The following is a 21,306-nucleotide window of genomic DNA, read 5'->3' as shown; positions in this document are numbered from 1 at the left end:
CAGCACGTATGCGTACTGGTGGATCCGTCAGGGGATCACGCGGGCGATCGCGGAGAAGAGCCGGACGATCCGTCTGCCGATCCACATCACCGAAACGCTGAACAAGCTGAAGAAAGGCCAGCGGGAGCTGAGCCAGGAGCTGGGGAGGACCCCGACGCTGAGCGAACTGGCGGAGTCGGTGGAGCTGCCTGAGGAGGAGGTGAAGGATCTGCTCTGCCGTGCGCGTCAACCGGTGAGCCTGGAGACGAAGGTGGGGGACGGAGAGGACACGGAACTGCTGGACCTGCTGCAGGCGGATGGGACGCTGCCGGCGGAGAGCGTGGACGGGGAGTGCCTGCGTGGAGACATGCGTGCACTGCTGGAGCAGCTGCCGGAGCTGCAGCGGAGCGTGCTGACGATGCGCTACGGCATCGACGTCGAAGAGCCCATGAGCCTCACGGGCATCGGTCGCATCCTGGGCATGAGCCGCGATCGCATCCGCAACCTGGAGCGCGATGGCCTCGCCGCCCTCCGCCGCCTCAGTGATCAGGTGAAGGAGTACAGCGATGCGGCCATGATTCAGGTCTGACAAGATGTGACGTGGACGTTGTTTTCAGCTGCCCACGTTCCACTGCAATCCTGAGTCACGGGTTGACAGTCATCTGGTCGTGGCCTTGTCATCCATGGCCAGATGCTTTTGTCTTGTAGCGCTCAGGAATGATTGGCTCGACCATGTTCAGATATGGTTGGTACGCTCGGGGTCACCGCAGGGTCGTGGATGCAGCACACCCGCGGTGCAGATCGGATTGGTGCTGATCCTGCGGCTGGTTGGTACGGGACTCCGGGGAGAGTCTGTTCGTCAGTTCAAGGTTTGTCTGGCAGCCGGGATTGCTGCTGGTGCTGCCGATTCTGCTCTTCGTTCATCGCTACATCGACGACTACGGCCGCTCGATGGACGGAGAGCTCCGCTGGACCGCAGTGGGGCGTCACCTGGCCGATGGTCTCTTCGCCCTGGTGAATCTGGGAGCACCGGCTGTGGCCGTGGCACCGCTGCACCAGTTGCTGGCCGTTGTCGTGCTGGCGCTGACCTTCGTCATCGCAGCCCGTGCCTATGGCCTGCACTCACCCCTCTGGAGTGCCCTGGCCACGCTTCCACTGCTGGGGCAGCCCTATGCCCTGGAGAACCTGTCCTGCGGATTCGATTGTCTGGCGATGGCCCTGGCCCTGGGGCTTGCGGTTGTGGCTGCGGTGGTGCTCCACCGGGTCGTGACGCGGCAGGCGCTGCTTCTGGCCTCCCTCTGCCTGTACCAGCCAGCCACCAGCGGGTTTCTGCCCTTCGCGCTGATGTTGGCGCTGGGGGAAACCTTCGGTCTGGCGGCGCCGGTGCCCGAACGGCCCTCCCTTCTGCACCGGCTGGCATGGGTGATCGTCACCTATGACCTGGCCCTGGCCAGTTACCTGCTGTTGATGCGACCGGTGCTGAAGGAGCGCACGTCCTACGCCGCCGAACAGGGCCAGGCGCTCGTCATCGACCCCTCCTTGCCCGCCCAGCTCCTGCGCCATGCCCTGGAGTTCTGGCGGATTCACTTCGACGACAGGAGTCGCTGGCCCATCAGTGTCCCCTGGCTGATGCTGGTTCTGGCCTATGCCGTCGTGGTCTGGATCGCGGCCGGGCGGTGGCCGAAGGCACGCCATGGCCGCCTGTCGAGGCTGGCCGACACGGCTCTGGTGCAGGGCTCCGTGGCGCTGATTGCCCTGGTGTCCCCCGGTGCCCTCCTGGGTCTGGCGGATCCCCTGGCCAGGGTGCCGCGACTGTTGCTGTTTCTCGGCCCGTTGCTTTCGGCGCTCGCTCTTCAGATCGTGGCGGGGACGACCCGGTCCCGCAGGAGGGGGATCACCCGGCTGCAGATGCGGCTGCCGGAGACCACGATCACGGCGATCCGCTTCGACGGCGGAATGCCTCAATCCCCGGTGCTGCGCAACAGTCCGAAGAAGTTTCCCCTGCTGGACCGACTGGTGCCCAGGCTGATCAACGACGACTGGAGCTGGGGCCGCAATCAGCTCCAGTTCCATGGTCTGGCGCTCGAGCACAGCCAGCTGGAGCCAGGGGCATTCCGTGATGAGCCCTGCGTTCCCTCGGACACCAGCGCCTGCTCGGCCGAATACAGCCTGCAGGTGCAGGGTGAGACCCTCCTGGTGCGCATGCTCTGAAGCCTTGGGGGACGTGACCCTTCATCTGTCGGCCCTGCGCCGGGATCTGCTCGTCTGGTGGGGATTGCATGGCCGCCAGGGGATTCCCTGGAAACTCCGGCTGGATGGCAGTGAGCCCGAGGACGGTGAACCCCTTTGCCCCTTTCGCATCTGGACTGCCGAAGTGATGCTTCAGCAGACCCAGCTGGCGGTGATGCGCCCTTACTGGGAGCGCTGGATGCTGACGTTCCCAGACATCGATGCCCTGGCGGAGGCGAGTCAACAGCAGGTGCTGCTCCTGTGGCAGGGGCTTGGCTACTACTCCCGTGCCCGCCGGATGCACCAGGCCGCCGGACGGCTGGCCGCCCATGGCTGGCCCGGGGATCTGGAGGGCTGGCAGGCTCTGCCGGGGATCGGCCGCAGCACGGCTGGGAGCATCCTCAGTGCCGCCTTCGATCGCCCCTATCCGATCCTCGATGGCAACGTGCGGCGGGTGCTGGCGCGCCTGCTGGCCTGGCCGCAGCCGCCCCAGCGTTCACTCGCCCGGTTCTGGGCCTGGAGCGAGGAGCTGCTCGATTCGCAGCGGCCGCGGGTCTTCAACCAGGCCCTCATGGATCTGGGTGCCACCGTCTGCACTCCCCGCCGGCCCCGCTGCGGTGAGTGCCCCTGGCGGTCCCACTGTGCTGCGTACGCTGCCGGGGACCCCACCCGCTACCCCGTGAAGGACTCCAGCTCCCCAGCGCCGTTCCAGGTGATCGGTGTGGGGGTTGTTCTCGATGGCGCCGACCGGGTGCTGATCGATCAGCGCCTGGAGGAGGGTCTGCTGGGGGGCCTGTGGGAGTTCCCGGGCGGCAAGCAGGAGCCCGATGAGCCGATCGTCGACACCATTCGCCGGGAACTGCGTGAGGAGCTGGCGATCGAGGTGGAGGTGGGTGAGGAGCTGATCCGCCTCGACCACGCCTACAGCCACAAGCGGCTGCGCTTCATCGTCCATCTCTGTCGCTGGAGCAGTGGCGAGCCCCAGCCTCTGGCCAGCCAGCAGGTGCGATGGGTTGAGCCGCAGCGGCTCGAGGAGTTTCCCTTTCCGGCCGCTAACGCCCGGATCATTGCCGCCCTGCATGCCTGGGTCGGCCGTCATGGCACCCCCCGTCATGCTGGTCGGGAGCTGCCATCGGTCTGATGCCCCCACCGCCCGAGGTGTTGTGTTTCGGAGAGGCGCTGGTCGATCGCCTCGGCCCCCCGGGCGGTGACCCTGCCACCGATCTGCCGGTCGAGGACTGCCTTGGTGGGGCACCCGCCAATGTGGCCTGCGCTCTGGCCAGGCTGGGCACGGGCTCGGCCCTGCTGGGGCGCCTCGGCGAGGATGCGATCGGCGCTGCCTTCCGCGAGCTCTTCACCTCCCGGGGCGTGGACATCCGTGCCGTGCAGTGGGATCCAGTGCGGCCCAGTCGCACGGTGCTGGTGCGTCGTGACAGCGCGGGGGATCGCAGCTTCGGTGGCTTCGCCGGTGAGCAGGGAGACGGGTTCGCGGATCAGGCCCTGGAGGCTTCCGCCCTGGCGGGCCCGCTGGAGGAGCTGCTCGCGGCTGCCCGCTGGTTGCTGGTGGGCACCATTCCGCTGGCCTCCGACGCCTCTGCCGCTGCCCTGCACCTGGCCCAGGCTCGTGCCGAGGCGGCCGGGATCCCGCTGGCCCTTGATGTCAACTGGCGCCCAACCTTCTGGTCCTGCTCCCCTGACCAGGCCCTGGACGTCATCCGGCCCCTGCTGGCCGGTGCAGCCTTGATCAAGGTGTCTGCCGAGGAGGCCGACTGGATTGCCGGCAGCCGTGACCCCCGGCGGATCAGCGCCTCCCTGCCCCACGGCCCGGCCGTGTTGATCACAGATGGTCCCGGCGCCCTGAGCTGGTGGCTGGGCGGCCAGGCCGGTCGCCTCGAGGCGTACAGGGTGCCGGTGGTGGACACCACCGGCGCCGGTGACGCCTTCCTGGCAGGTCTGCTGCACCGTCTCTGTCAGGACCCTGAGCTGCTGGGCTCCGGCAGCGGGGAGCGGGTGATGGACGCCATGCGCTTTGCCAGTGCCTGCGGCGCCCTTGTCTGCCAGGGTGCCGGGGCGATCGAACCCCAGCCCACTCAGGCTCAGGTGCTGGCGTTTCTGGACGCGATGGCCTCGGGCTCCCCGGGAGCCTGAACCCGGGCCAGGCGACCGTCAGCATCGATCAGCAGGTGCACCTGCCAGGCCGGGTCTGGCGTGACGCTCAGTCGCTCGGGCCATTCCACCGCCAGCACCGCCTCCTGGGCCAGGGCTTCCTCCTCCTCCTGGGCGAACAGCTCTTCGGCCGCTTCGGGCTGCTCCAGCCGGTAGAGGTCGAGGTGCACCAGGGCCGTGTCATGGCCGTTCCGCTGACCGCTGTAGTGCTGGGCGAGGGCGAAGGTGGGACTGGTGATCGGCTCGTTGATCCCCAGGGCCAGGGCCAGGCCCTGCACCAGGCAGGTCTTGCCGGCGCCGAGATCGCCGTGCAGCAGCAGGAGCCGGGGACCCTGGCTCAGCAGCATGGGCGCCAGTTCACAGCCCAGCTGACGGGTGGCCGCGGCGTCACTGAGGTGCTGCTGCCAGCTCTGCCTGCACCCGTTGCGCTCGCCCATGCCCTCGCACCGCCTGTAGATTCAGCTCCAGCGAGCCCGAAGCCTCGGCGTCTCTGCAGATATTTCAACCCATCGTCCTCCCTTGAGGGAGCGTCTTCAACCCATGGTGGTTTCCCCCCCCGCGGCCGTGGCCGACTCCACGCTGAGTGAGTCCATGTCGGGCCTGCAGGTCACCGCGTCGTATGTGATCGCTGATCTCGGTCTCGCGGAGTTCGGCCGCAAGGAGATGGCGATCGCCGAAACCGAGATGCCCGGCCTGATGGCCCTGCGCGAGACGTACGGCAGCCGGCAGCCGCTCAAAGGCGCCCGCATCGCCGGCAGCCTGCACATGACGATCCAGACGGCCGTCCTGATCGAAACCCTGGTGGCCCTCGGCGCTGACGTGCGCTGGGCTTCCTGCAACATCTTCTCCACCCAGGACCACGCTGCGGCCGCCATCGCCGCCGCTGGCATCCCTGTGTTCGCCTACAAGGGCGAAAGCCTGGATGAATACTGGGCGTTCACCCACCGGATCATGGAGTGGGCCGATGGCGGCACTCCCAACATGATCCTCGACGACGGCGGTGATGCCACCGGCCTGGTGGTGCTCGGCACGAAGGCGGAGCAGGACCCCTCGGTGCTCGACAATCCCGGCAGCGAGGAGGAGGTCGCCCTCTTCCACTCCATCCGTCAGCGTCTGGCCGCCCAGCCCGGCTTCTACTCGCGCATTCACGCCCAGATCCAGGGCGTCACCGAGGAAACCACCACCGGTGTGGCCCGGCTGTACCAGATGCAGAAGAACGGCGAACTGCCGTTCCCGGCCATCAACGTGAATGATTCGGTCACCAAGAGCAAGTTCGACAACCTCTACGGCTGTCGTGAATCACTGGTGGATTCGATCAAGCGCGCCACCGACGTGATGGTGGCCGGCAAGGTGGCGCTGGTGATCGGGTATGGCGATGTGGGCAAGGGTTCGGCCCAGTCGCTGCGGGGCCTCGGCGCCAGCGTGATGATCGCCGAAGTCGATCCGATCTGTGCCTTGCAGGCGGCCATGGAGGGCTACCGGGTCGTCCGCCTCGACGACGTGGTGGCCGACGTGGACATCTTCGTGACGGCCACAGGCAACTTCCGCGTGATCACCCACGACCACCTGATCCAGATGCGCGATCAGGCGATCGTCTGCAACATCGGCCACTTCGATAACGAGATCGATGTCGCCTCCCTCAGGCAATACCCCTGGGACAACATCAAGCCCCAGGTGGATCACGTGCTGCTGCCCAGCGGCAACAAGATCATCCTGCTGGCGGAAGGCCGTCTGGTGAACCTGGGCTGCGCCACCGGTCATCCCAGCTTCGTGATGAGCAACTCCTTCACCAACCAGGTGCTGGCCCAGATCGAGCTGTTCAGCAAGGGCGACCAGTACGGCAAGCAGGTCTATGTGCTGCCCAAGCACCTCGATGAGATGGTGGCCCGCCTCCACCTCGACAAGATCGGTGCCCGCCTCACCGAGCTCACCTCCGAGCAGGCCGACTACATCAATGTGCCGGTTGAGGGTCCCTTCAAGTCGGACCACTACCGCTACTGAGGTCGTCCACGGAACCGGCTGTCTCCCATGGAAGACTTGCGGGCACCGCGGATGACGCCCGATGGCGATTGAACTGATCCAGAAGCTGCCCGATCTGATCGGTGCGGCCGTGGCTGCCAATCCGATCGCCGGTTATGGGGCCATCTTCGGAGCCATGTTCCTGGAGAACCTCTTCCCGCCCATCCCCTCAGAGCTCATCATGCCTCTGGGGGGCTTTTACGTGCAGCAGGGGCAGCTGGCCCTCGTGCCCGTGGTGCTGGCCGGCCTGGCGGGCACCGTGCTGGGGGCACTGCCCTGGTACGGCGTCGGCCGTCTGGTCAATGAGGAGCGGATCGAGCACTGGCTCGAGCGCCATGGCCGCTGGATCGGCATCAGTCCCCAGGAACTGCACCGCAGCCGCACCTGGTTCGGCCGCCACGGCACGGCTCTGGTGTTCTGGGGCCGGCTGGTACCTGGCATCCGCACGCTGATCTCCGTTCCCGCCGGCATCGAGATGATGCCGCTGGTGCCCTTCCTGATCTGGACCACGGCCGGCAGCCTGATCTGGACCTTGCTGCTGACGGTGGCCGGCATGGCCCTCGGGCAGGGCTACGCCAACGTGGAGGTCTGGCTGCAGCCCGTGACTCAGGTGATCAAGGTGGGGCTGGTGCTGGCGGTGCTGGCCTTCGCGGTCTGGCTGGGGCTGCGGACCTGGAAGAAGCGCCAGACCAGCCGCTGAAGCAGGCCTTCGGGATCAGCGTCAGAACGGCACTTCCTCACTGCTGGGTTCGCCACCGCCGTAGGCACTGCCGCCATCGCCGTAGGCCCCCTGCTCGGCGTCCCGCTTGGAACCCAGCAGTTCCAGCCGGTCGACCCGGACCACCGGCTTGCTGCGCTCCTCACCGGTGGCACGGTCTGTCCAGCGGTCGAGTTTGAAGGATCCGATGATGCCCAGCAGGGAGCCCTTGCGGACGTAATCGGCGGCCACCTGGGCCTGCTTACCCCAGATCTCGAGGTTGAACCAGTCGGGTTCGTCGTCGCGGCTGCGGCGGTTCACGGCCAGCGTGAGATTGGCCACAACGGTGCCGGATTCGAAGTAGCGCACTTCGGGGTCGCGGCCGGCACGGCCGACGAGGGTCACGGAATTCACACCCATGGGGTCTCCAGAAAAAGGGGGGGATGGGGTCTCTTGGACCCATGATGCGCCACGTCCTGCAGCGCTTCTCTCTGCTGGTTCCACCCTTTGGCCTGGGTGTCCCACCCCGGCTCCGGCCGAGGGCCTCTTCAGGGGGTCCACCTATGATTCGCGCCGCTTGGCTGCTCACCAGTGTTCTTTCGTCGTTTCCAGCTCTCCCGTGACATCGGCATCGATCTGGGAACGGCCAACACCCTGATGTATGTCTCAGGCAAGGGGATCGTTCTTCAGGAACCGTCGGTGGTGGCGCTCGATCTGGAGAAGGGGGTCCCCCTGGCGGTGGGCGACGAGGCCAAATTGATGCTGGGCCGCACTCCAGGCAATATCCGCGCCGTGCGTCCCCTGCGCGATGGGGTGATCGCCGACTTCGACGCCGCCGAGATGATGATCAAGTCGTTCATCCAGAAGGGCAACGAAGGACGCGGCATCGTGGCTCCACGGCTGGTGATCGGCATCCCCAGCGGTGTCACCGGCGTGGAGCGCCGGGCGGTGCGGGAGGCCGGTCTGGCCGGTGCCCGCGAGGTGCATCTGATCGATGAGCCGGTGGCGGCCGCGATCGGGGCCGGTCTGCCGGTCACCGAACCCGTCGGCACCATGATCGTCGACATCGGTGGCGGCACCACTGAAGTGGCTGTGCTCAGCCTTGGCGGCACCGTGCTCAGTGAGTCGGTGCGGGTGGCGGGTGATGAGATCAGTGATGCCGTCACGGTGTATCTCAAGAAGGTCCACAACCTGGTGGTGGGTGAGCGCACCGCCGAGGAGATCAAGATCCGGATCGGCTCCGCCTTCCCCGACGACGACCACGATGAGTTCTCGATGGATGTGCGCGGCCTGCACCTGCTCTCCGGTCTGCCCCGCACGATCAACATCCGCGCCGGAGACATCCGCGAGGCGATGGCCGAGCCGCTCAACGTGATCGTCGAAGCCGTCAAACGCACCCTGGAGCGAACTCCGCCCGAGCTTGCCGCCGACATCGTCGATCGCGGCATCATGCTCGCCGGCGGCGGTGCCCTGGTGCGCGGCATCAGCGAGCTGATCAGCCACGAGACCGGCATCCTCACTCACGTGGCCCAGGACCCACTGCTCTGCGTGGTCAACGGCTGTGGCCAGGTGCTGGAGGACTACAAACGTCTGGAGCGGGTCCTCGACACTCCTGACTTCTCTCGTCTCTCCACCTGAGTCCGGTGCCGTTCGGACGCCTCTTCCGCGTCCCCTGGCTGAGGCCGGTGGTCGGAGCCTGGCCCTGGGCCCTGGTGGCCGTTGCCCTGGTGGCCGTGCGCCTCAGCAAGGGCGCCCTGCTCAGTGATGCCTATGCCGTGATCAGCCGCCCCTTCTGGCCCGGCAGCGCCCAGAAGGAGTGGCTGCAGGCGGCGCAGCAGCTGGATCAGCAGACCAGGCTCAGCCAGCTGGAGCTCGACAACCGCCGCCTGCGCCACCTGCTCGATCTGCAGCGGGCCGATCCCGGCAAGGTCACCGCGCCGGTGATTTCCCGTGAGCCGGGCGACTGGTGGCATCAATTGGTCCTGGGGGCCGGAGGGCTTCAGGGGATCCGCCCGGGGGATTCGGTGATCGCTCCCGGCGGCCTGATCGGGCGGGTGGACAGCGTCACCCCCACCACCGCCCGGGTGGTTCTGCTCACCGACAGCGCCAGCAAGGTGGGTGTCTGGGTGGCGAGGACCCAGCGTCATGGGCTGCTCACCGGGGTCGGCAGCAGCAGGCCGGTTCTCCGTTTCCTTGAGAAGGATCCCCAGGTGCGCCCGGGCGATGTGGTGGTCACCTCCCCCGCCAGCACCCTGGTGCCGCCGGGCCTGAGCGTGGGGGTGATCCAGTCGGTGGATGAGAAGGCGGTGCCGGCCACACTGGCGGTGGTGCAGCTGAGCGCGCCGGTGGCTTCGGTCGACTGGGTGCAGGTGCTCACCCGCCGGGGACCCGCTCCGGCGGGAACCTGAACCATGGCCAGCCTGCACCGCCGCCCCCTCTTCGTGGTCAGCGCCCTGGTGGTGCCTCTGCTCACCCTGGCGGCGCCAGGCGTGCTGCGGATCGGCGGGGTTCCCCCCAGCTGGGCGGTGCTCTGGCTGCTGCCCTGGTCGCTCGCGGATGGGCCCCTCTCCGGTGCCCTGGCGGGGCTGGCCCTGGGCCTCCTGCTCGACACCCTCCACCTCGGCGGTGCCACCCAGATGCCTGCCCTGGCCCTGCTGGGCTGGTGGTGGGGGCGGTTGTCGCGGCGGGGCCCGCCGATCGAGCGCAGCTTCAGTCTTGGCCTGCTGGCCATGCTCGGCACGGCTCTCCTGGGGCTGAGTGTGCTGCTGCAGCGGCAGGCGGCCAGCGGCTGGGCGTCGCTGCTCAGCGCGGCGAACCTGCACACCCTGCTGGCCCAGGTGCTGGTGACGGCCCTGCTGGCACCCATGATCTGTTCGTTGCTGCTGTTGCTCTGGCGACGGCACAGTGCCGTCGCACGGGGGTGATGGGATGACGAAACCTTTGCTGAATCGGCCCTTCCATCCCGGACGACGCTGGAGCCGGCGTGAGTTGATGGGCGGCGCCCTGCTCGCCCTGCTGGCCGGCTGTGGGGTCCGTCGCTCCAGCGGACCGGAACTGCAGTTCTGGACCCTTGATCTGGCACCGAAGTTCAACGACTACCTGCGTGGGGTCATCTCCGCCTGGGAACAGGAGAATCCGGGCCTCAAGGTGCGCTGGACGGATGTGCCCTGGGGGTCGGTGGAGCGCAAGCTGCTGGCGGCGGTGTTCGCCCGCACGGCACCGGATGTGGTGAACCTGAATCCGCTGTTCGCGGCCAACCTCGCCAGCAAGGGCGGTCTGATGGATCTGGATCCGCTCCTGCCTCCGGGGGCCTCCGCCACCTACCTGCCCCTGATCTGGCAGGCCAGCCGCCAGGGCGGCAGGCAGTTCGCCATTCCCTGGTACCTCACGGCGAGGATTTCCCTCAGCAACAGCGACCTGCTCACCCAGGCGGGGTATAGCCAGCCCCCCGGCCGCTGGGAGGAGGTGCCGGCCTTTGCCGAGGCCGTCAGGCGCCGCACCGGCAAGTACGCCCTGTTCGTCACGGTGGTGCCCGATGACTCGGCCGAGCTGCTGGAGTCGATGGTGCAGATGGGGGTGACCCTGCAGGATCGGCGCCAGCGGGCTGCCTTCAACACTCCGGCTGGCCGCCGGGCGTTTGCGTTCTGGAGCGACCTCTACAGACGGGGACTTCTGCCTCGGGAGGTGGTGAGCCAGGGCTACCGCCGGGCTGTGGAGCTCTACCAGAGTGGTGAACTGGCCCTGCTCTCCAGCGGCGCCGAGTTCCTGCGCAGCATTCAGACCAATGCCCCCGGCATTGCCGCCGTCACCCGGCCGGGGCCGCCCCTGACGGGCCCCGACGGCCTGGCGAACGTGGCGGTGATGAACCTGGCCGTCTCACGCCAGAGCACGAAGGCGAAGCAGGCGCTCAGCTTTGCCCTCTACCTCACCAATGCCGCCAACCAGGCCCGCTTTGCCGAGGAAGCCCGGGTGCTCCCTTCGGCGAGGCAGGCCCTGGAGCGCATCGAGCAGGGATTGCGCCGGCAGACCCCCGCGGATGCCCAGGAGCGGCTGGTGCGGCAGGCGCGGTTGCAGTCGGCGGAGACCCTCGGCCGGGCGCGGGTGCTGGTGCCAGCCACTCCGGGGGTGAAGCGGTTGCAGGCGATCCTTTACCGCCAGCTGCAGCGGGCGATGCTTGGCCAGATCGAGAGCGATCAGGCCCTGGCGGAAGCGGAGCGCGACTGGAACGCGTATGCCGAAGCCCGCTGGCCCTGAGCGGGGGCTGCCCACCGGGCTTCGTGAATAAATCATTAAGTCTTGACTGAGTCCCCGCGGAGAGGCCTGGCGATCGCCGCTCTGTAACTGCCTCACAAGGTAAGGTTGCTTTTCTTCATGACTGGACTCCGATGCCCCTGGAAGCGGATCCCCAGCAGCGGCAGGGTGAGTCTTCCCCGGAGTCCTCGACAGAACCCCGTGGCACCGTGCTGGTGGTCGACGACGAGGCCACGGTGCGCCGTGTTCTGGTGATGCGCCTGCAACTGGCCGGTTACCGGGTGGTCTGCGCCGAGGATGGTGAGCAGGCCCTTGCCCTGTTCCACGACGAGCAGCCCGACCTGGTGGTGCTCGACGTGATGCTGCCCAAGCTGGATGGCTTCGCGGTCTGCCGCAGGCTGCGGGCCGAGTCCTGTGTGCCGATCATCTTTCTCTCGGCGCTTGATGCCATCGCTGAACGGGTGGCCGGCCTGGATCTCGGCGCCGACGACTATCTGCCCAAACCGTTCAGCCCCAAGGAGCTCGAGGCCCGGATCGCCACCATCCTGCGGCGGGTGGGCAGAGGCTCCGCCGCCGCCGAACCCCGCGACGTGCCTGCCGGGCAGGGGGTGATGCGGGTGGGCGATCTGGTGGTCGACACCAATCGCCGCCAGGTCACCCGCGAGGGTGAGCGCATCGGCCTCACCTACACCGAATTCAGCCTCCTGGAGCTGCTCTTCCGTGATCCCGGCCGGGTGGTGCCGCGAGCCGAGATCCTCGAGCAGCTCTGGGGGTATCCCCCCCGCCGTGCCGCCGACCTGCGCGTGGTCGATGTCTACGTGGCCCGCCTGCGCGGCAAGCTCGAGCCCGATCCACGCAACCCCGAGCTGATCCTCACGGTGCGAGGCACCGGTTATGCCTCCCAGCGGATGGCCGAGGCGGCCGTTGCGGCCACGGCCTGAGACCCTCGGTCCTTCAGGATGGGGCTCCCGTCTGAGATCCGCCCCCTTGCCGGAGACGCGCTTCAACCGCCTGGAGCAGGCCCGACTGGAGAAGGCCGAGGTCCTCAGGGGCCTGGGTCAGGGACCCTATGGCCTGCGCTTCGATCCCAGTCACCGTCACGCCGAGCTGCAGCGTCTGCATGCCGATCTGGCCAACGGTCAGGAACGGGACGAGCGGGTGTCGGTGGCCGGTCGGGTGATGACCCGCCGGGTGATGGGCAAGCTGGCCTTCTTCACTCTGCTCGATGAGACCGGCCCGATCCAGCTCTTCATCGAGAAGGCCACCCTGGCGGCCGCCCTCCCGGATGAGCCCGAGGCCTTCACCCAGCTGACCACCCTGGTGGACGCCGGCGACTGGATCGGCGTGAGCGGAAGCCTGCGCCGCACTGATCGGGGCGAGCTCTCGGTGAAGGTGACCGGCTGGCAGATGCTCACCAAGGCCCTGCAGCCCCTCCCCGACAAGTGGCATGGCCTGGCGGACGTGGAGAAGCGCTACCGCCAGCGCTACCTCGATCTGGTGGTCTCTCCCCAGACCCGTGAGACCTTCCGGCGCCGGGCCCTGCTGGTGAGCGGCATCCGCCGCTGGCTGGATGAGCGCCAGTTTCTGGAGATCGAAACGCCGGTCCTCAACGCCGAGGCCGGTGGCGCCGATGCCCGGCCCTTCACCACCCACCACAACACCCTCGATCTGCCCCTGGTGCTGCGGATCGCCACCGAATTGCACCTCAAGCGCCTGGTGGTGGGTGGTTTCGAGCGGGTCTATGAACTGGGCCGCATCTTCCGCAATGAAGGGGTGAGCACCCGCCACAACCCTGAGTTCACAACGGTCGAGATCTATCAGGCCTACGCCGATTACATCGACATGATGGCGCTCACCGAGGAGCTGATCGCCTCGGTCTGCCAGCAGGTGTGCGGCACCACGGCGATCGAGTACCAGGGCGCCGCCATCGATCTGACCCCTCCCTGGCGCCGGGCCACCATGCATGAGCTGGTGGAGCAGGCCACGGGCCTGGATTTCAACGGCTTCAGCAGTCGCGAGCAGGCCGCCGCCGCCATGGCCGCCGTGGGCCTGGAGGTGCCGGAGGCGGCCGACAGCGTGGGCCGGCTGCTCATCGAAGCCTTCGAGCAACGGGTGGAGGACTCGCTGATTCAGCCCACCTTCGTGACCGACTACCCGGTGGAGAACTCCCCCCTCGCCCGTGCTCACCGCAGCAAGCCCGGTCTGGTGGAGCGTTTCGAGCTGTTCATCGTGGGCCGTGAAACCGCCAACGCCTTCAGTGAGCTGATTGATCCGATCGACCAGCGCCGGCGGCTGGAAGCCCAGCAGGAGCGCCGCGCGGCGGGTGATCTGGAGGCCCACGGGGTCGACGAAGACTTCCTTCATGCCCTTGAAGTGGGCATGCCCCCCACCGGTGGACTGGGCATCGGCATCGATCGGCTGGCGATGCTGCTCACCGACAGCCCGAGCATCCGGGACGTGATCGCTTTCCCCCTGTTGCGGCCGGAAGCGCCGCCGCCGGTGGGCTGAACCGGCGCAATGAGATAATTGACGCTACTCGGACTATCCCCCAGCCCATGAGCGGTGAGCGCGTCGGTTTCCGCTTCAAACACGCGGATGCGGTGGTCAAGCGCAATCCCCAGGGCCGCTCCCGCAGGGGCTGGGTGATGGAGCCAGTTGAGCAGACCACCAGCCGTGGCACCAAGATGCCGGCGTATCGGATCCGCTGGCGCGATAGCGAGCGGCCCGAGATCGTCCTCCAGCACATGCTGATCGCCGATCCCGATCCCACGCCTCCCCCCGAGGGGGTGAGCCTTGTGCCCCCGGCTCCCAAGAAGTAGCCACGTTCCACCCCTCGGCCGCTCCTTCGGTTCAACTCAGCTCCAGCCCCGGAGCTGGTACACCAGCAGGCCGAGGTGCTCCTTGATCGCCAGGCTGCTCAGCAACAGGGAACCGGCGTCTGGCCAGAGCGACAGCATCACCGATCCGACGGTGGGCGTCCCGAGCTGATCACGGGCCGGCAGCAGGTAGTCGCAGGCCACCGGCACGACCTCGAACCCGCTCTGGCGGCGGAAACTGGCCAGGGCCCTGGGCATGTGCAGGGCGCTGGTCACCAGCAGCACCGTCCTCCAGCCGCGGGACAGGCCGATCCGCCGCAGATCCTTCGCTTCCTCGGCGGTGGTCCTGGCCTGATCACTGAGCAGAAGCCGATCCGCGGGCACCCCGAGCTCCAGCGCCAGGCTGCGGGCGCTCAAGGCTTCGGCCGGCGCCGGGTCTCCACTGCTGAAGCTCACCCGGCCTCCGCTCAGCAGCAGCAGGGGCGCCCGCTGCTCCCGCAGCAGCCGGATCCCGCTCAGCAGCCGGTCGCCGGCCTCGTTCACCTCCACTCCGGTCCTGGGGGGCAACGCCGCCCGCAGGCCCCCGCCCAGCACCACAATGGCGTCGCCCACGGGGACTGGGGCGGGTGTCAGGGCCGCGCTGCGGTCCTCCAGCCCCCAGACCAGCTCCCTGGCCGTGAGGGGCATGGCGCTGATCCAGAGCAGAGCCAGGCCCAGCCCCCCAAGGGAACCGCTCCAGCGCCGTCGCGGCCGCATCAGCTGGCCGGTCAGAGCCAGCAGCAGGCCCAGGCTCAGGGGATAGAGCAGTTGCGGCAGCAGTTTCGAGAACAGAAAACCCACGTGACGGATCCCCGCTCAGGGGCCGGAGGGTCTGGTGCGGCGGCGCAGGTCCTCCAGCTCCTGGCGTGACTCGAAATCGGCCCAGGCGCGTTCCAGGTCGGGACCGGTGGTGGCCGGTCCGGCCACCGGTTCTGTGGCGGGCTGGCCGGAGGGCCTGGGCCGGGCCTGTTGGCGCTGCTCCAGCTCCTGCAACTCCTGCTCCACCCGGGCGAACTCCTTGCCGAGCTCTCCCAGCTGCTGCCAGCGGTCGCGCCCCTGCCCCATCAGCTGACCCTGATGGGCTTCGGCGCGGGCCGCCAGCTCCTGGGCACCGGCGGCCCGTGCCCGCCGCACCCGCTCCTGCCACTGGGTGATCTCGCCGGCTATCTGCAGCAGGGCCTGACGCAGCTGCTCCGCCTGGGCCTGGATCTGCAGGCGCCGCCGGCGCAGGCGCCGCTGGCGCTCCAGCAGCTCCTCCAGCTCCAGCAGCTCCTGTTGGCCCGGATGGCTGCCGAGGAACGCCTCCAGCTGCTGCTCCAGCTGCGACTCCAGTTTCTCGAACCAGCTGCTGCTCATGGGCGTGTCTCGGTCAGGGGAGGATTCACTCCGGGGCGCGGGTGATCAGGGGCGCCTCGATCTCTTCCTCCAGGGGGCTGATCGCCGCTTCGCGGGAGCGCAGCAGCAGCTGGGTGAGGCGGGCGATGGCCCCCTCGCCGAGATCCTGCTCACCGATGCGATCGAAAGCCTCGCGGTAGAGCTGCTCCAGTTGCTCGATCAGTCCTTCTCGGGTCTCGCGCATGGCCCGACGCTGGTCGTCCCTGCTCATCGTCGGTCCTCTCCCTGCTGATCAGATGCTGAGTCTGCCTGGTGCGCTTCCCGCTGAAGCCGGTTGCAGCAGGTGCAGGCTGAAGCTGCCATCGTCGGCGCTCCAGCGCTCCAGCGCCTGCCAGCCCGCCGCCGCCGCCAGGGCCGTGAACGCCTCCGGGCTGTACTTGTGGCTGTACTCGGTGATCAGGGCCTCGCCGGCGGCGAACCACCAGCGGCGTCCATGGAGGCTCACCTGCTGGTCCCGTTCGCTCACGAGGGCCATGGCGATGCGGGACTCCTCGTTCTCCCAGTGGGCCTCATAGCGGAAGCTGCCGGGATCGAAGCTGCCCGCGAGCTCCCTGTTGAGCCGCACCAGCAGGTTGCGGGCGAAGGCGGCGGAGTGGCCGGCCCGGTCGTTGTAGGCCGCTTCCAGCACCGCCGGCGAGCGTGGCTGGTCGATTCCGATCAGCAGTCGCCCATCGCCTCCCAGCAGGCGGGCGAACTGGCCCAGCAGGGTCACGGCTTCGCCGGGATCGAAGTTGCCCAGGGAACTGCCGGGGTAGAAGCCGAGCCGCCGCCGCCCTTCCAGCAGGGTGTGCTCCGGCAGCTCCCTGAGCTGGCTGTAGTCGCAGCAGATGCCCAGCACCGGGATCGTGGGGTGGCGTTGCTGCAGGTTGCGGCAGGCCTGCTGCAGATGCTCGGCGCTGATGTCGAGGGCCACATAGGCTGGCGGGGCCAGGGCTTCCAGCAGCGGCGACACCTTGCGGGCGCTGCCGGCGCCGAACTCGACCAGCACACCCTCCCCCATGGCCGCGGCCATCGAGGGGGCGTGGCGGTTGAGCAGGGTGGTTTCGGTGCGGGTGAGACCGTATTCCGGCTGTTCGCAGATGGCGTCGAAGAGGCGTGAGCCCTCGTTGTCGTACAGGAACCAGGCAGGCAGTTGCTTGGGTGTGCGGCTCAGCCCCTCGATCACCAGCCGGGCCATGTCGGCCGGGGCCGGATGCAGATCGAGCATGGTGATGGCAGGCTCCGGCGGCGGCTGGGCGACCTGTGTCACCAGCCTGGGCCTGAGGCCTGGCTGACTGCTCATCGCCGCTCCTGGGCCAGGCGGAGACCACTGGCCACCCAGCGGCTGGCGGGCGGGAAGAAGTTGCGGTAGGAGTGGCGGCCGTGACCGGGAGGGGTGAAGTCGCTGCCGCCGCGCAGCACCATCTGGGAACTCATGAATTTGCCGTTGTATTCACCCACCGCGCCGGCGGCTGGCGTGAAGCCCGGATAGGGACGGTAGGCGCTGGCCGTCCACTGCCAGACCTGACCCTCCAGCTCCCGCAGGGCGGGGTGGCCGCCCCGGGAGGCGGATTCCCACTCGGCTTCCGTGGGCAGGCGGGCACCAGCCCAGCGGGCGTAGGCCTCGGCCTCGAACCAGCTCACATGCCGCACCGGCCCTTCCGGACGCAGGGGACGCCTCCCTTCCAGGCTGAATTCCCAGCTCCAGCCGTCGCGTTCCGAGCCGCGCCAGTAGCGAGGCGCCCGCCAGCCGCGCTCCTGCACCAGGGCCCAGCCTTCGCTCATCCAGAGCTCGGGCCGGCGGTAGCCCCCCGCGGCGATGAAGGCCGCGAATTCGCCGTTGCGCACGAGCCGGCTGGCGATCGCATGGGGCTCCAGCCAGTGCCGGTGCCGTGGCGCCTCGTTGTCGAAGTGGAAGCCGTCCTCGGGGCCCGCGCCGATCTCCACCAGGCCGCCCGGGTGCTCGATCCACTCCAGCGGCTCCGCCGCCTCGACCTGGAGCCCGCCGGGTTGGCGGTAGGCGGGCTCCAGGGGGTTACGGCTGAAGCCGTCGAGCAGATCCATCAGCAGCAGCTCCTGGTGCTGCTGCTCATGCTGCAGTCCCAGCTCCAGCAGCTCCAGCACCGGCGCTGCTGTGGCCTGGGGCTGCCGGACCAGCTGCGCCAGCAGATCCTCCAGCCCGGCATCCACCCGCCTCCGCCAGGCCATCACCTCCCGCATCGGCGGGCGGGAGAGCAGCCCGCGCTGGGGGCGGGGATGGCGCTCGCCGACCGCGTCGTAATAGGAATTGAACAGAAAGCCCCAGCGGCTGTCGGCGGGCTCATAGCCGGGCAGGTGGGGCTGGAGCAGGAACGTCTCGAAGAACCAGGTGCTGTGGCCGAGATGCCACTTGGGCGGACTGGCGTCGGCCATGCCCTGCAGGCAGAGGTCTTCGGCCTCGAGACCAGCCACCAGCTCCTCGCTGCGGCGGCGGATCGTCCCCAGCCGCTCCAGCAGGGCCGCGCTTGGAGCCGCGGAAGCCATGGCATGGGGAACGATCTGGGGTGGAGCCTAGTGGGGATCGGCGGTCGTGGCTGACCCCCTTACGATCGGCCACAGACAACCGTTGCGACAAAGCCGCCGCCATGGGCATCCGCCAGGGATCCTGCACCCAGGCAGGCATCAGCCAGGGTTTTGTCGAAGCCGTCGGCAACACCCCCCTGATCCGTCTGCGCCTGCTCAGCGACCTGACCGGCTGCGAGATCCTCGGCAAGGCGGAGTTCATGAACCCCGGGGGTTCCGTCAAGGACCGCGCTGCCCTCGGCATCCTGCTGGAAGCGGAGGAGTCGGGCACCCTCCAGCCGGGCGGCACCGTGGTGGAAGGCACGGCCGGCAACACCGGCATCGGCCTCACCCATCTCTGCAATGCCCGCGGCTACCGCAGCCTGATCGTCATCCCCGACACCCAGTCGGCGGAGAAGATCGGCCTGCTGCGCAGCCTCGGCGCGGAGGTGCGCACCGTACCGGCGGTGCCTTACCGCGACCCCAACAACTACGTGAAGCTCTCGGGCCGCATCGCCTCCGAAATCCCCGGTGCCATCTGGGCCAATCAGTTCGACAATCTGGCCAACCGCCGCGCCCACTACGCCAGCACCGGTCCGGAGATCTGGGAGCAGACCGGCGGACGCATCGATGCCTGGGTGTCGGCCACCGGCACCGGCGGCACCTATGCCGGCGTGGCCCTGTTCCTCAAGGAGCGCTCCGAGCGGGTGCGCTGCGTGCTGGCCGATCCCCACGGCAGTGCCCTCTATGCCTGGGCCACCGGCGCCGGGCTGCAGGCCGAGGGCAGCTCGATCACCGAGGGCATCGGCAACAGCCGCGTCACCGCCAATCTCGAGGGGGCACCGATCGACGACGCGGTGCGCATCGACGACCAGAGCGCCCTTGAGACCATCTACCAGTTGCTCTGGCGGGAAGGGCTGTTCATGGGCGGCTCGGTGGGCATCAACGTGGCGGCGGCGGTGGAAACGGCCCGTCGGCTCGGGCCTGGCCACACGATCGTCACCGTGCTCTGCGACAGCGGTGACCGCTACCGCTCCCGCCTCTACGACGCCGACTGGCTCGCCTTCCGTGGACTGAGCCAGCCCTGCCGCGAGCGGGTTCCCGCCTGATGGATCCCGTTCAGGCTGCCGAGCCAGGTCTGCTGATCGCGGATCGTTACCGCCTGGAGGCGGAGCTCAGCCGCAGCCCCCAGGGGGTGCTCTGGCGCGCGAGCGATCAGCTGGCCGGCGGGGCGCTGATGGCCCTGCGCCAGCTGGGCCCCGAGCAGGATCAGGAGCGCTGGCGGCAGCTCTGGAGCCGCCTGCAGGGAGTCCTCCATCCCCAGATCCCCCGCATCGGTGAAGCCATCCCGCGGGGGAATGAACTCTGGCTGGTGCGCGAGTGGCAGGGGGGACCCACCTACAGGGAGCTGCTGGAGGCGCGGCGCGAGCGTCAGCTGGTCTTCGGGGCGGGGGAGGTGCTGCTGCTGGTGCGGCAGCTGCTGCCGGTGCTGGCGGCCCTGCATGGCCAGGATCTGGTCCATGGCGATCTCTGTCCGGCCAATCTGCTGCGCCGTGACCGCGACGGCCTGCCGGTCCTGCTGGATTTCGGCCTGGTGCGCGACGGTTCGATCGAGGCTCCCGCCGGTGGGGCCACACCCGGTTACGCGCCAGCTGAGCTGGGCCGGGGCGAACCCGTGCAGCCCTGGATGGATCTGCATTCCCTGGGGGTCGTGGCGCTGGTGCTGCTCAGCGGGGATGAGCCGGCGGCCCTGCTCGATCCCAGCACCCTCGCCTGGAGCTGGCCGTCCGCCGACCAGCTTGATCCGGCCCTGCGGGACCAGCTGGAGCGTTTGCTGAGCTCCGATCCCGATCAGCGCTTCGCCACGGCGTCCCAGGCACTGGAGGCCTTCCAGCAGCTGCCGATGCCCGAGAGCCTCGGCCCCGTGGCCCGGGCCGACCGCACCGTCGTGCTGGTGCCACCCTCTGTGCCGTCTGCGGCGGAGGCCGAGTCCCCGCCGGCTCCTCCGCAGGCTGAGCCTCCCCCCGCCCAGGTTCCCCCGCCGCCGCCTGTCGCCGCTCTGCGAAGCCGTCAGCAGGTCAAGGACGAGGCCGTGGAAGGCCGTCTCTGGCCGGTGGTGATGGCGCTGGTGTTCTCGGCCGTGGTCGGCATCAGCCTCGGCTGGTGGCTGCTCGGCCGCGGCAAGGCCCCCAGCGAGGAGGTCAGGGAAGCCCCCCAGCGCCCCCTCACCGCCAGCCTGCCGCCCGGTGAGGTGGACCAGCGCCAGGAGTTGCTCAACCGGCTGAGGGCCCTGCAGGTCGACCGTGGCTGGTTCCTCAACCTGGTGGACGCCAACCTGATGGCCCAGTTTCCGGAGCGGGGAGGGCGACTGCCCAGTGATGCGCTGGAGGATGCCCCCCTGCGCAAGGTCTGGAATGAGCTGGCGGAGGAGTGGCTGGCCCGGGTGGAGCAGCTGCCGATCGCCGTGCGCCGCAAGCTCGGCAGTTTCAGCGCCTCCGACTGGGAGGGCCAGCAGCGGCGTCTTGCCGCCCAGGGGCTGAGCGCCCCGGTGCTCCGCCAGCTGGTTTCCGGCAACGCCCAGGCCCTTCTGCCCGGCCGATCGAGCATGGACATCCCACCCGAGCCCTTCCGCCAGCTCTGGTATGCCGCCGCCCAGCAGACCCTGGAAAGCCTCCGGGTCGAACCGATCCTGGCCACTCCCGGTCAGGCCCGGGTGCAGTCGGCGGAACTGGAGGCCAACGGCGCCCGGGTCTTCCCGATCCGCATCCCCAGGGGCCACCAGCTAGTGCTGGGGGTGAATGGCTCACCGCTGATGCAGATGAGCGTCTTCGACGCCCAGGGGAATCTGCTCGAGCCCAAGGGTCCCCTGCGGGTGGTGAGTCTGGGGGTTGTGCCCGGGAATCAGGCCCAGCTGCTGATCAGCAATGAAGGCGTGGCCCCGGCCTTCATCACCCTGTCGCTGCGGGCCGACCCTCCCCCGCCTGTGCCGAGCCCGCCTGAGCCCGCTGAGCGCCCCCAGCCGGAGAGCCCACCCGAGGAGTCACCCTCGCGCCAGCAGCCTTCCGCTCCCGCCACCCCTGAGCCCGACCAGCGCCGCCCGTCCCAGCCGCTGACACCTCCCCCCCCGGAGAGCGACTCGCCCCAGACCCGCTGATCAGAGCTTCACAATGGATTCCCAAGCCCCTGCTCAGCGTT

Annotated in this window: 22 protein-coding genes; 15 read left to right on the top strand and 7 right to left on the bottom strand. The window is 68.7% G+C overall.

Annotated elements, in window-relative coordinates:
• The 4 genes from VB734_RS08695 to VB734_RS08680 form a co-directional block, all read left to right on the top strand.
• A partial coding sequence (locus VB734_RS08695) for a sigma-70 family RNA polymerase sigma factor (protein WP_323243248.1) occupies nt 1-568 on the top strand: 568 nt, incomplete at its 5' end.
• Nucleotides 569-807: 239 nt separating this feature from the next.
• Nucleotides 808-2,190: a glucosyltransferase domain-containing protein gene (locus VB734_RS08690; RefSeq protein ID WP_197161096.1), complete on the top strand. Its 1,383-nt coding sequence runs from the start codon at nt 808-810 to the stop codon at nt 2,188-2,190.
• Between the two features lie 13 nt (nt 2,191-2,203).
• Nucleotides 2,204-3,349, top strand: a complete 1,146-nt coding sequence (mutT, locus tag VB734_RS08685; protein ID WP_322782149.1) for an 8-oxo-dGTP diphosphatase MutT — start codon at nt 2,204-2,206, stop codon at nt 3,347-3,349.
• Nucleotides 3,349-4,356, top strand: coding sequence for a carbohydrate kinase (locus VB734_RS08680; protein ID WP_322782150.1), 1,008 nt, complete (start codon nt 3,349-3,351; stop codon nt 4,354-4,356). The genes mutT and VB734_RS08680 overlap by 1 nt, the downstream gene beginning before the upstream one ends.
• Here VB734_RS08680 and tsaE read toward each other — a convergent pair.
• Nucleotides 4,305-4,811: a tRNA (adenosine(37)-N6)-threonylcarbamoyltransferase complex ATPase subunit type 1 TsaE gene (gene tsaE, locus VB734_RS08675; RefSeq protein WP_322782151.1), complete on the bottom strand. Its 507-nt coding sequence runs from the start codon at nt 4,809-4,811 to the stop codon at nt 4,305-4,307. The genes VB734_RS08680 and tsaE overlap by 52 nt on opposite strands.
• A gap of 154 nt (nt 4,812-4,965) precedes the next feature.
• Between tsaE and ahcY the strand changes: the two genes are divergently transcribed.
• Both ahcY and VB734_RS08665 read left to right on the top strand, forming a co-directional pair.
• Nucleotides 4,966-6,375 carry an adenosylhomocysteinase gene (ahcY, locus tag VB734_RS08670; RefSeq protein WP_322782625.1) on the top strand — a complete coding sequence of 470 codons (1,410 nt, stop codon included), beginning with the start codon at nt 4,966-4,968 and terminating at the stop codon, nt 6,373-6,375.
• A 61-nt stretch (nt 6,376-6,436) separates the two neighbouring features.
• Entirely contained in the window at nt 6,437-7,093 is a 657-nt protein-coding gene (locus tag VB734_RS08665; RefSeq protein WP_197161116.1) for a DedA family protein, read from the top strand.
• Nucleotides 7,094-7,114: 21 nt separating this feature from the next.
• Here VB734_RS08665 and VB734_RS08660 read toward each other — a convergent pair whose 3' ends face one another.
• The gene (locus VB734_RS08660) at nt 7,115-7,510 is read right to left on the bottom strand and encodes a single-stranded DNA-binding protein (RefSeq protein ID WP_197161119.1); all 396 of its coding nucleotides are present in this window, start codon (nt 7,508-7,510) and stop codon (nt 7,115-7,117) included.
• Between the two features lie 171 nt (nt 7,511-7,681).
• Here VB734_RS08660 and VB734_RS08655 point away from each other — a divergent pair, with 171 nt between their 5' ends.
• The 7 genes from VB734_RS08655 to VB734_RS08625 all read left to right on the top strand — a co-directional run bounded on the left by VB734_RS08655 (nt 7,682) and on the right by VB734_RS08625 (nt 14,160).
• Nucleotides 7,682-8,728 (top strand): rod shape-determining protein, encoded by a 1,047-nt coding sequence (locus VB734_RS08655; RefSeq protein WP_197161122.1) that lies wholly within the window; start codon nt 7,682-7,684, stop codon nt 8,726-8,728.
• 5 nt (nt 8,729-8,733) lie between these two features.
• On the top strand, nt 8,734-9,498 hold the full coding sequence (mreC, locus tag VB734_RS08650; RefSeq protein WP_197161124.1) for a rod shape-determining protein MreC: 765 nt from the start codon (nt 8,734-8,736) through the stop codon (nt 9,496-9,498).
• A gap of 3 nt (nt 9,499-9,501) precedes the next feature.
• On the top strand, nt 9,502-10,014 hold the full coding sequence (gene mreD, locus VB734_RS08645; RefSeq protein WP_197161126.1) for a rod shape-determining protein MreD: 513 nt from the start codon (nt 9,502-9,504) through the stop codon (nt 10,012-10,014).
• A 4-nt stretch (nt 10,015-10,018) separates the two neighbouring features.
• Nucleotides 10,019-11,344 (top strand): ABC transporter substrate-binding protein, encoded by a 1,326-nt coding sequence (locus VB734_RS08640; protein ID WP_197161128.1) that lies wholly within the window; start codon nt 10,019-10,021, stop codon nt 11,342-11,344.
• A gap of 131 nt (nt 11,345-11,475) precedes the next feature.
• On the top strand, nt 11,476-12,282 hold the full coding sequence (rpaB, locus tag VB734_RS08635) for a response regulator transcription factor RpaB (RefSeq protein ID WP_322782152.1): 807 nt from the start codon (nt 11,476-11,478) through the stop codon (nt 12,280-12,282).
• A gap of 46 nt (nt 12,283-12,328) precedes the next feature.
• Complete coding sequence (gene lysS / locus VB734_RS08630) at nt 12,329-13,849, top strand: lysine--tRNA ligase (protein WP_197161131.1); 1,521 nt, start codon at nt 12,329-12,331, stop codon at nt 13,847-13,849.
• Nucleotides 13,850-13,896: 47 nt separating this feature from the next.
• On the top strand, nt 13,897-14,160 hold the full coding sequence (locus VB734_RS08625) for a hypothetical protein (RefSeq protein WP_048016474.1): 264 nt from the start codon (nt 13,897-13,899) through the stop codon (nt 14,158-14,160).
• A gap of 36 nt (nt 14,161-14,196) precedes the next feature.
• On the opposite strand, the gene VB734_RS08620 is transcribed toward VB734_RS08625, so the two are convergent.
• From VB734_RS08620 to egtB, 5 genes are all read right to left on the bottom strand, one after another.
• A complete protein-coding gene (locus VB734_RS08620; protein WP_197161134.1) occupies nt 14,197-14,997 on the bottom strand; it encodes a YdcF family protein in 801 nt (266 codons plus the stop codon).
• 15 nt (nt 14,998-15,012) lie between these two features.
• Nucleotides 15,013-15,552, bottom strand: coding sequence for a hercynine metabolism protein (locus VB734_RS08615; RefSeq protein ID WP_197161137.1), 540 nt, complete (start codon nt 15,550-15,552; stop codon nt 15,013-15,015).
• Nucleotides 15,553-15,577: 25 nt separating this feature from the next.
• Nucleotides 15,578-15,802, bottom strand: coding sequence for a hercynine metabolism small protein (locus tag VB734_RS08610; RefSeq protein ID WP_197161140.1), 225 nt, complete (start codon nt 15,800-15,802; stop codon nt 15,578-15,580).
• A 21-nt stretch (nt 15,803-15,823) separates the two neighbouring features.
• Nucleotides 15,824-16,798, bottom strand: coding sequence for an L-histidine N(alpha)-methyltransferase (gene egtD, locus VB734_RS08605; RefSeq protein ID WP_197167282.1), 975 nt, complete (start codon nt 16,796-16,798; stop codon nt 15,824-15,826).
• A gap of 71 nt (nt 16,799-16,869) precedes the next feature.
• Nucleotides 16,870-18,093, bottom strand: coding sequence for an ergothioneine biosynthesis protein EgtB (gene egtB, locus VB734_RS08600; RefSeq protein WP_322782153.1), 1,224 nt, complete (start codon nt 18,091-18,093; stop codon nt 16,870-16,872).
• A gap of 101 nt (nt 18,094-18,194) precedes the next feature.
• Here egtB and VB734_RS08595 point away from each other — a divergent pair, with 101 nt between their 5' ends.
• Together VB734_RS08595 and VB734_RS08590 are read left to right on the top strand one after the other, a co-directional pair.
• Nucleotides 18,195-19,220 (top strand): cysteine synthase A, encoded by a 1,026-nt coding sequence (locus VB734_RS08595; RefSeq protein ID WP_322782154.1) that lies wholly within the window; start codon nt 18,195-18,197, stop codon nt 19,218-19,220.
• Nucleotides 19,220-21,265, top strand: a complete 2,046-nt coding sequence (locus VB734_RS08590; protein WP_322782155.1) for a serine/threonine protein kinase — start codon at nt 19,220-19,222, stop codon at nt 21,263-21,265. Before VB734_RS08595 ends, VB734_RS08590 begins: the two co-directional genes overlap by 1 nt.
• Nucleotides 21,266-21,306: the final 41 nt, after the last annotated feature.

This window comes from Synechococcus sp. BA-124 BA4, assembly GCF_034931165.1.
The sequence above is the reverse complement of the archived record's forward strand: the minus strand, read 5'-3'. Positions and strand labels throughout refer to the sequence as shown.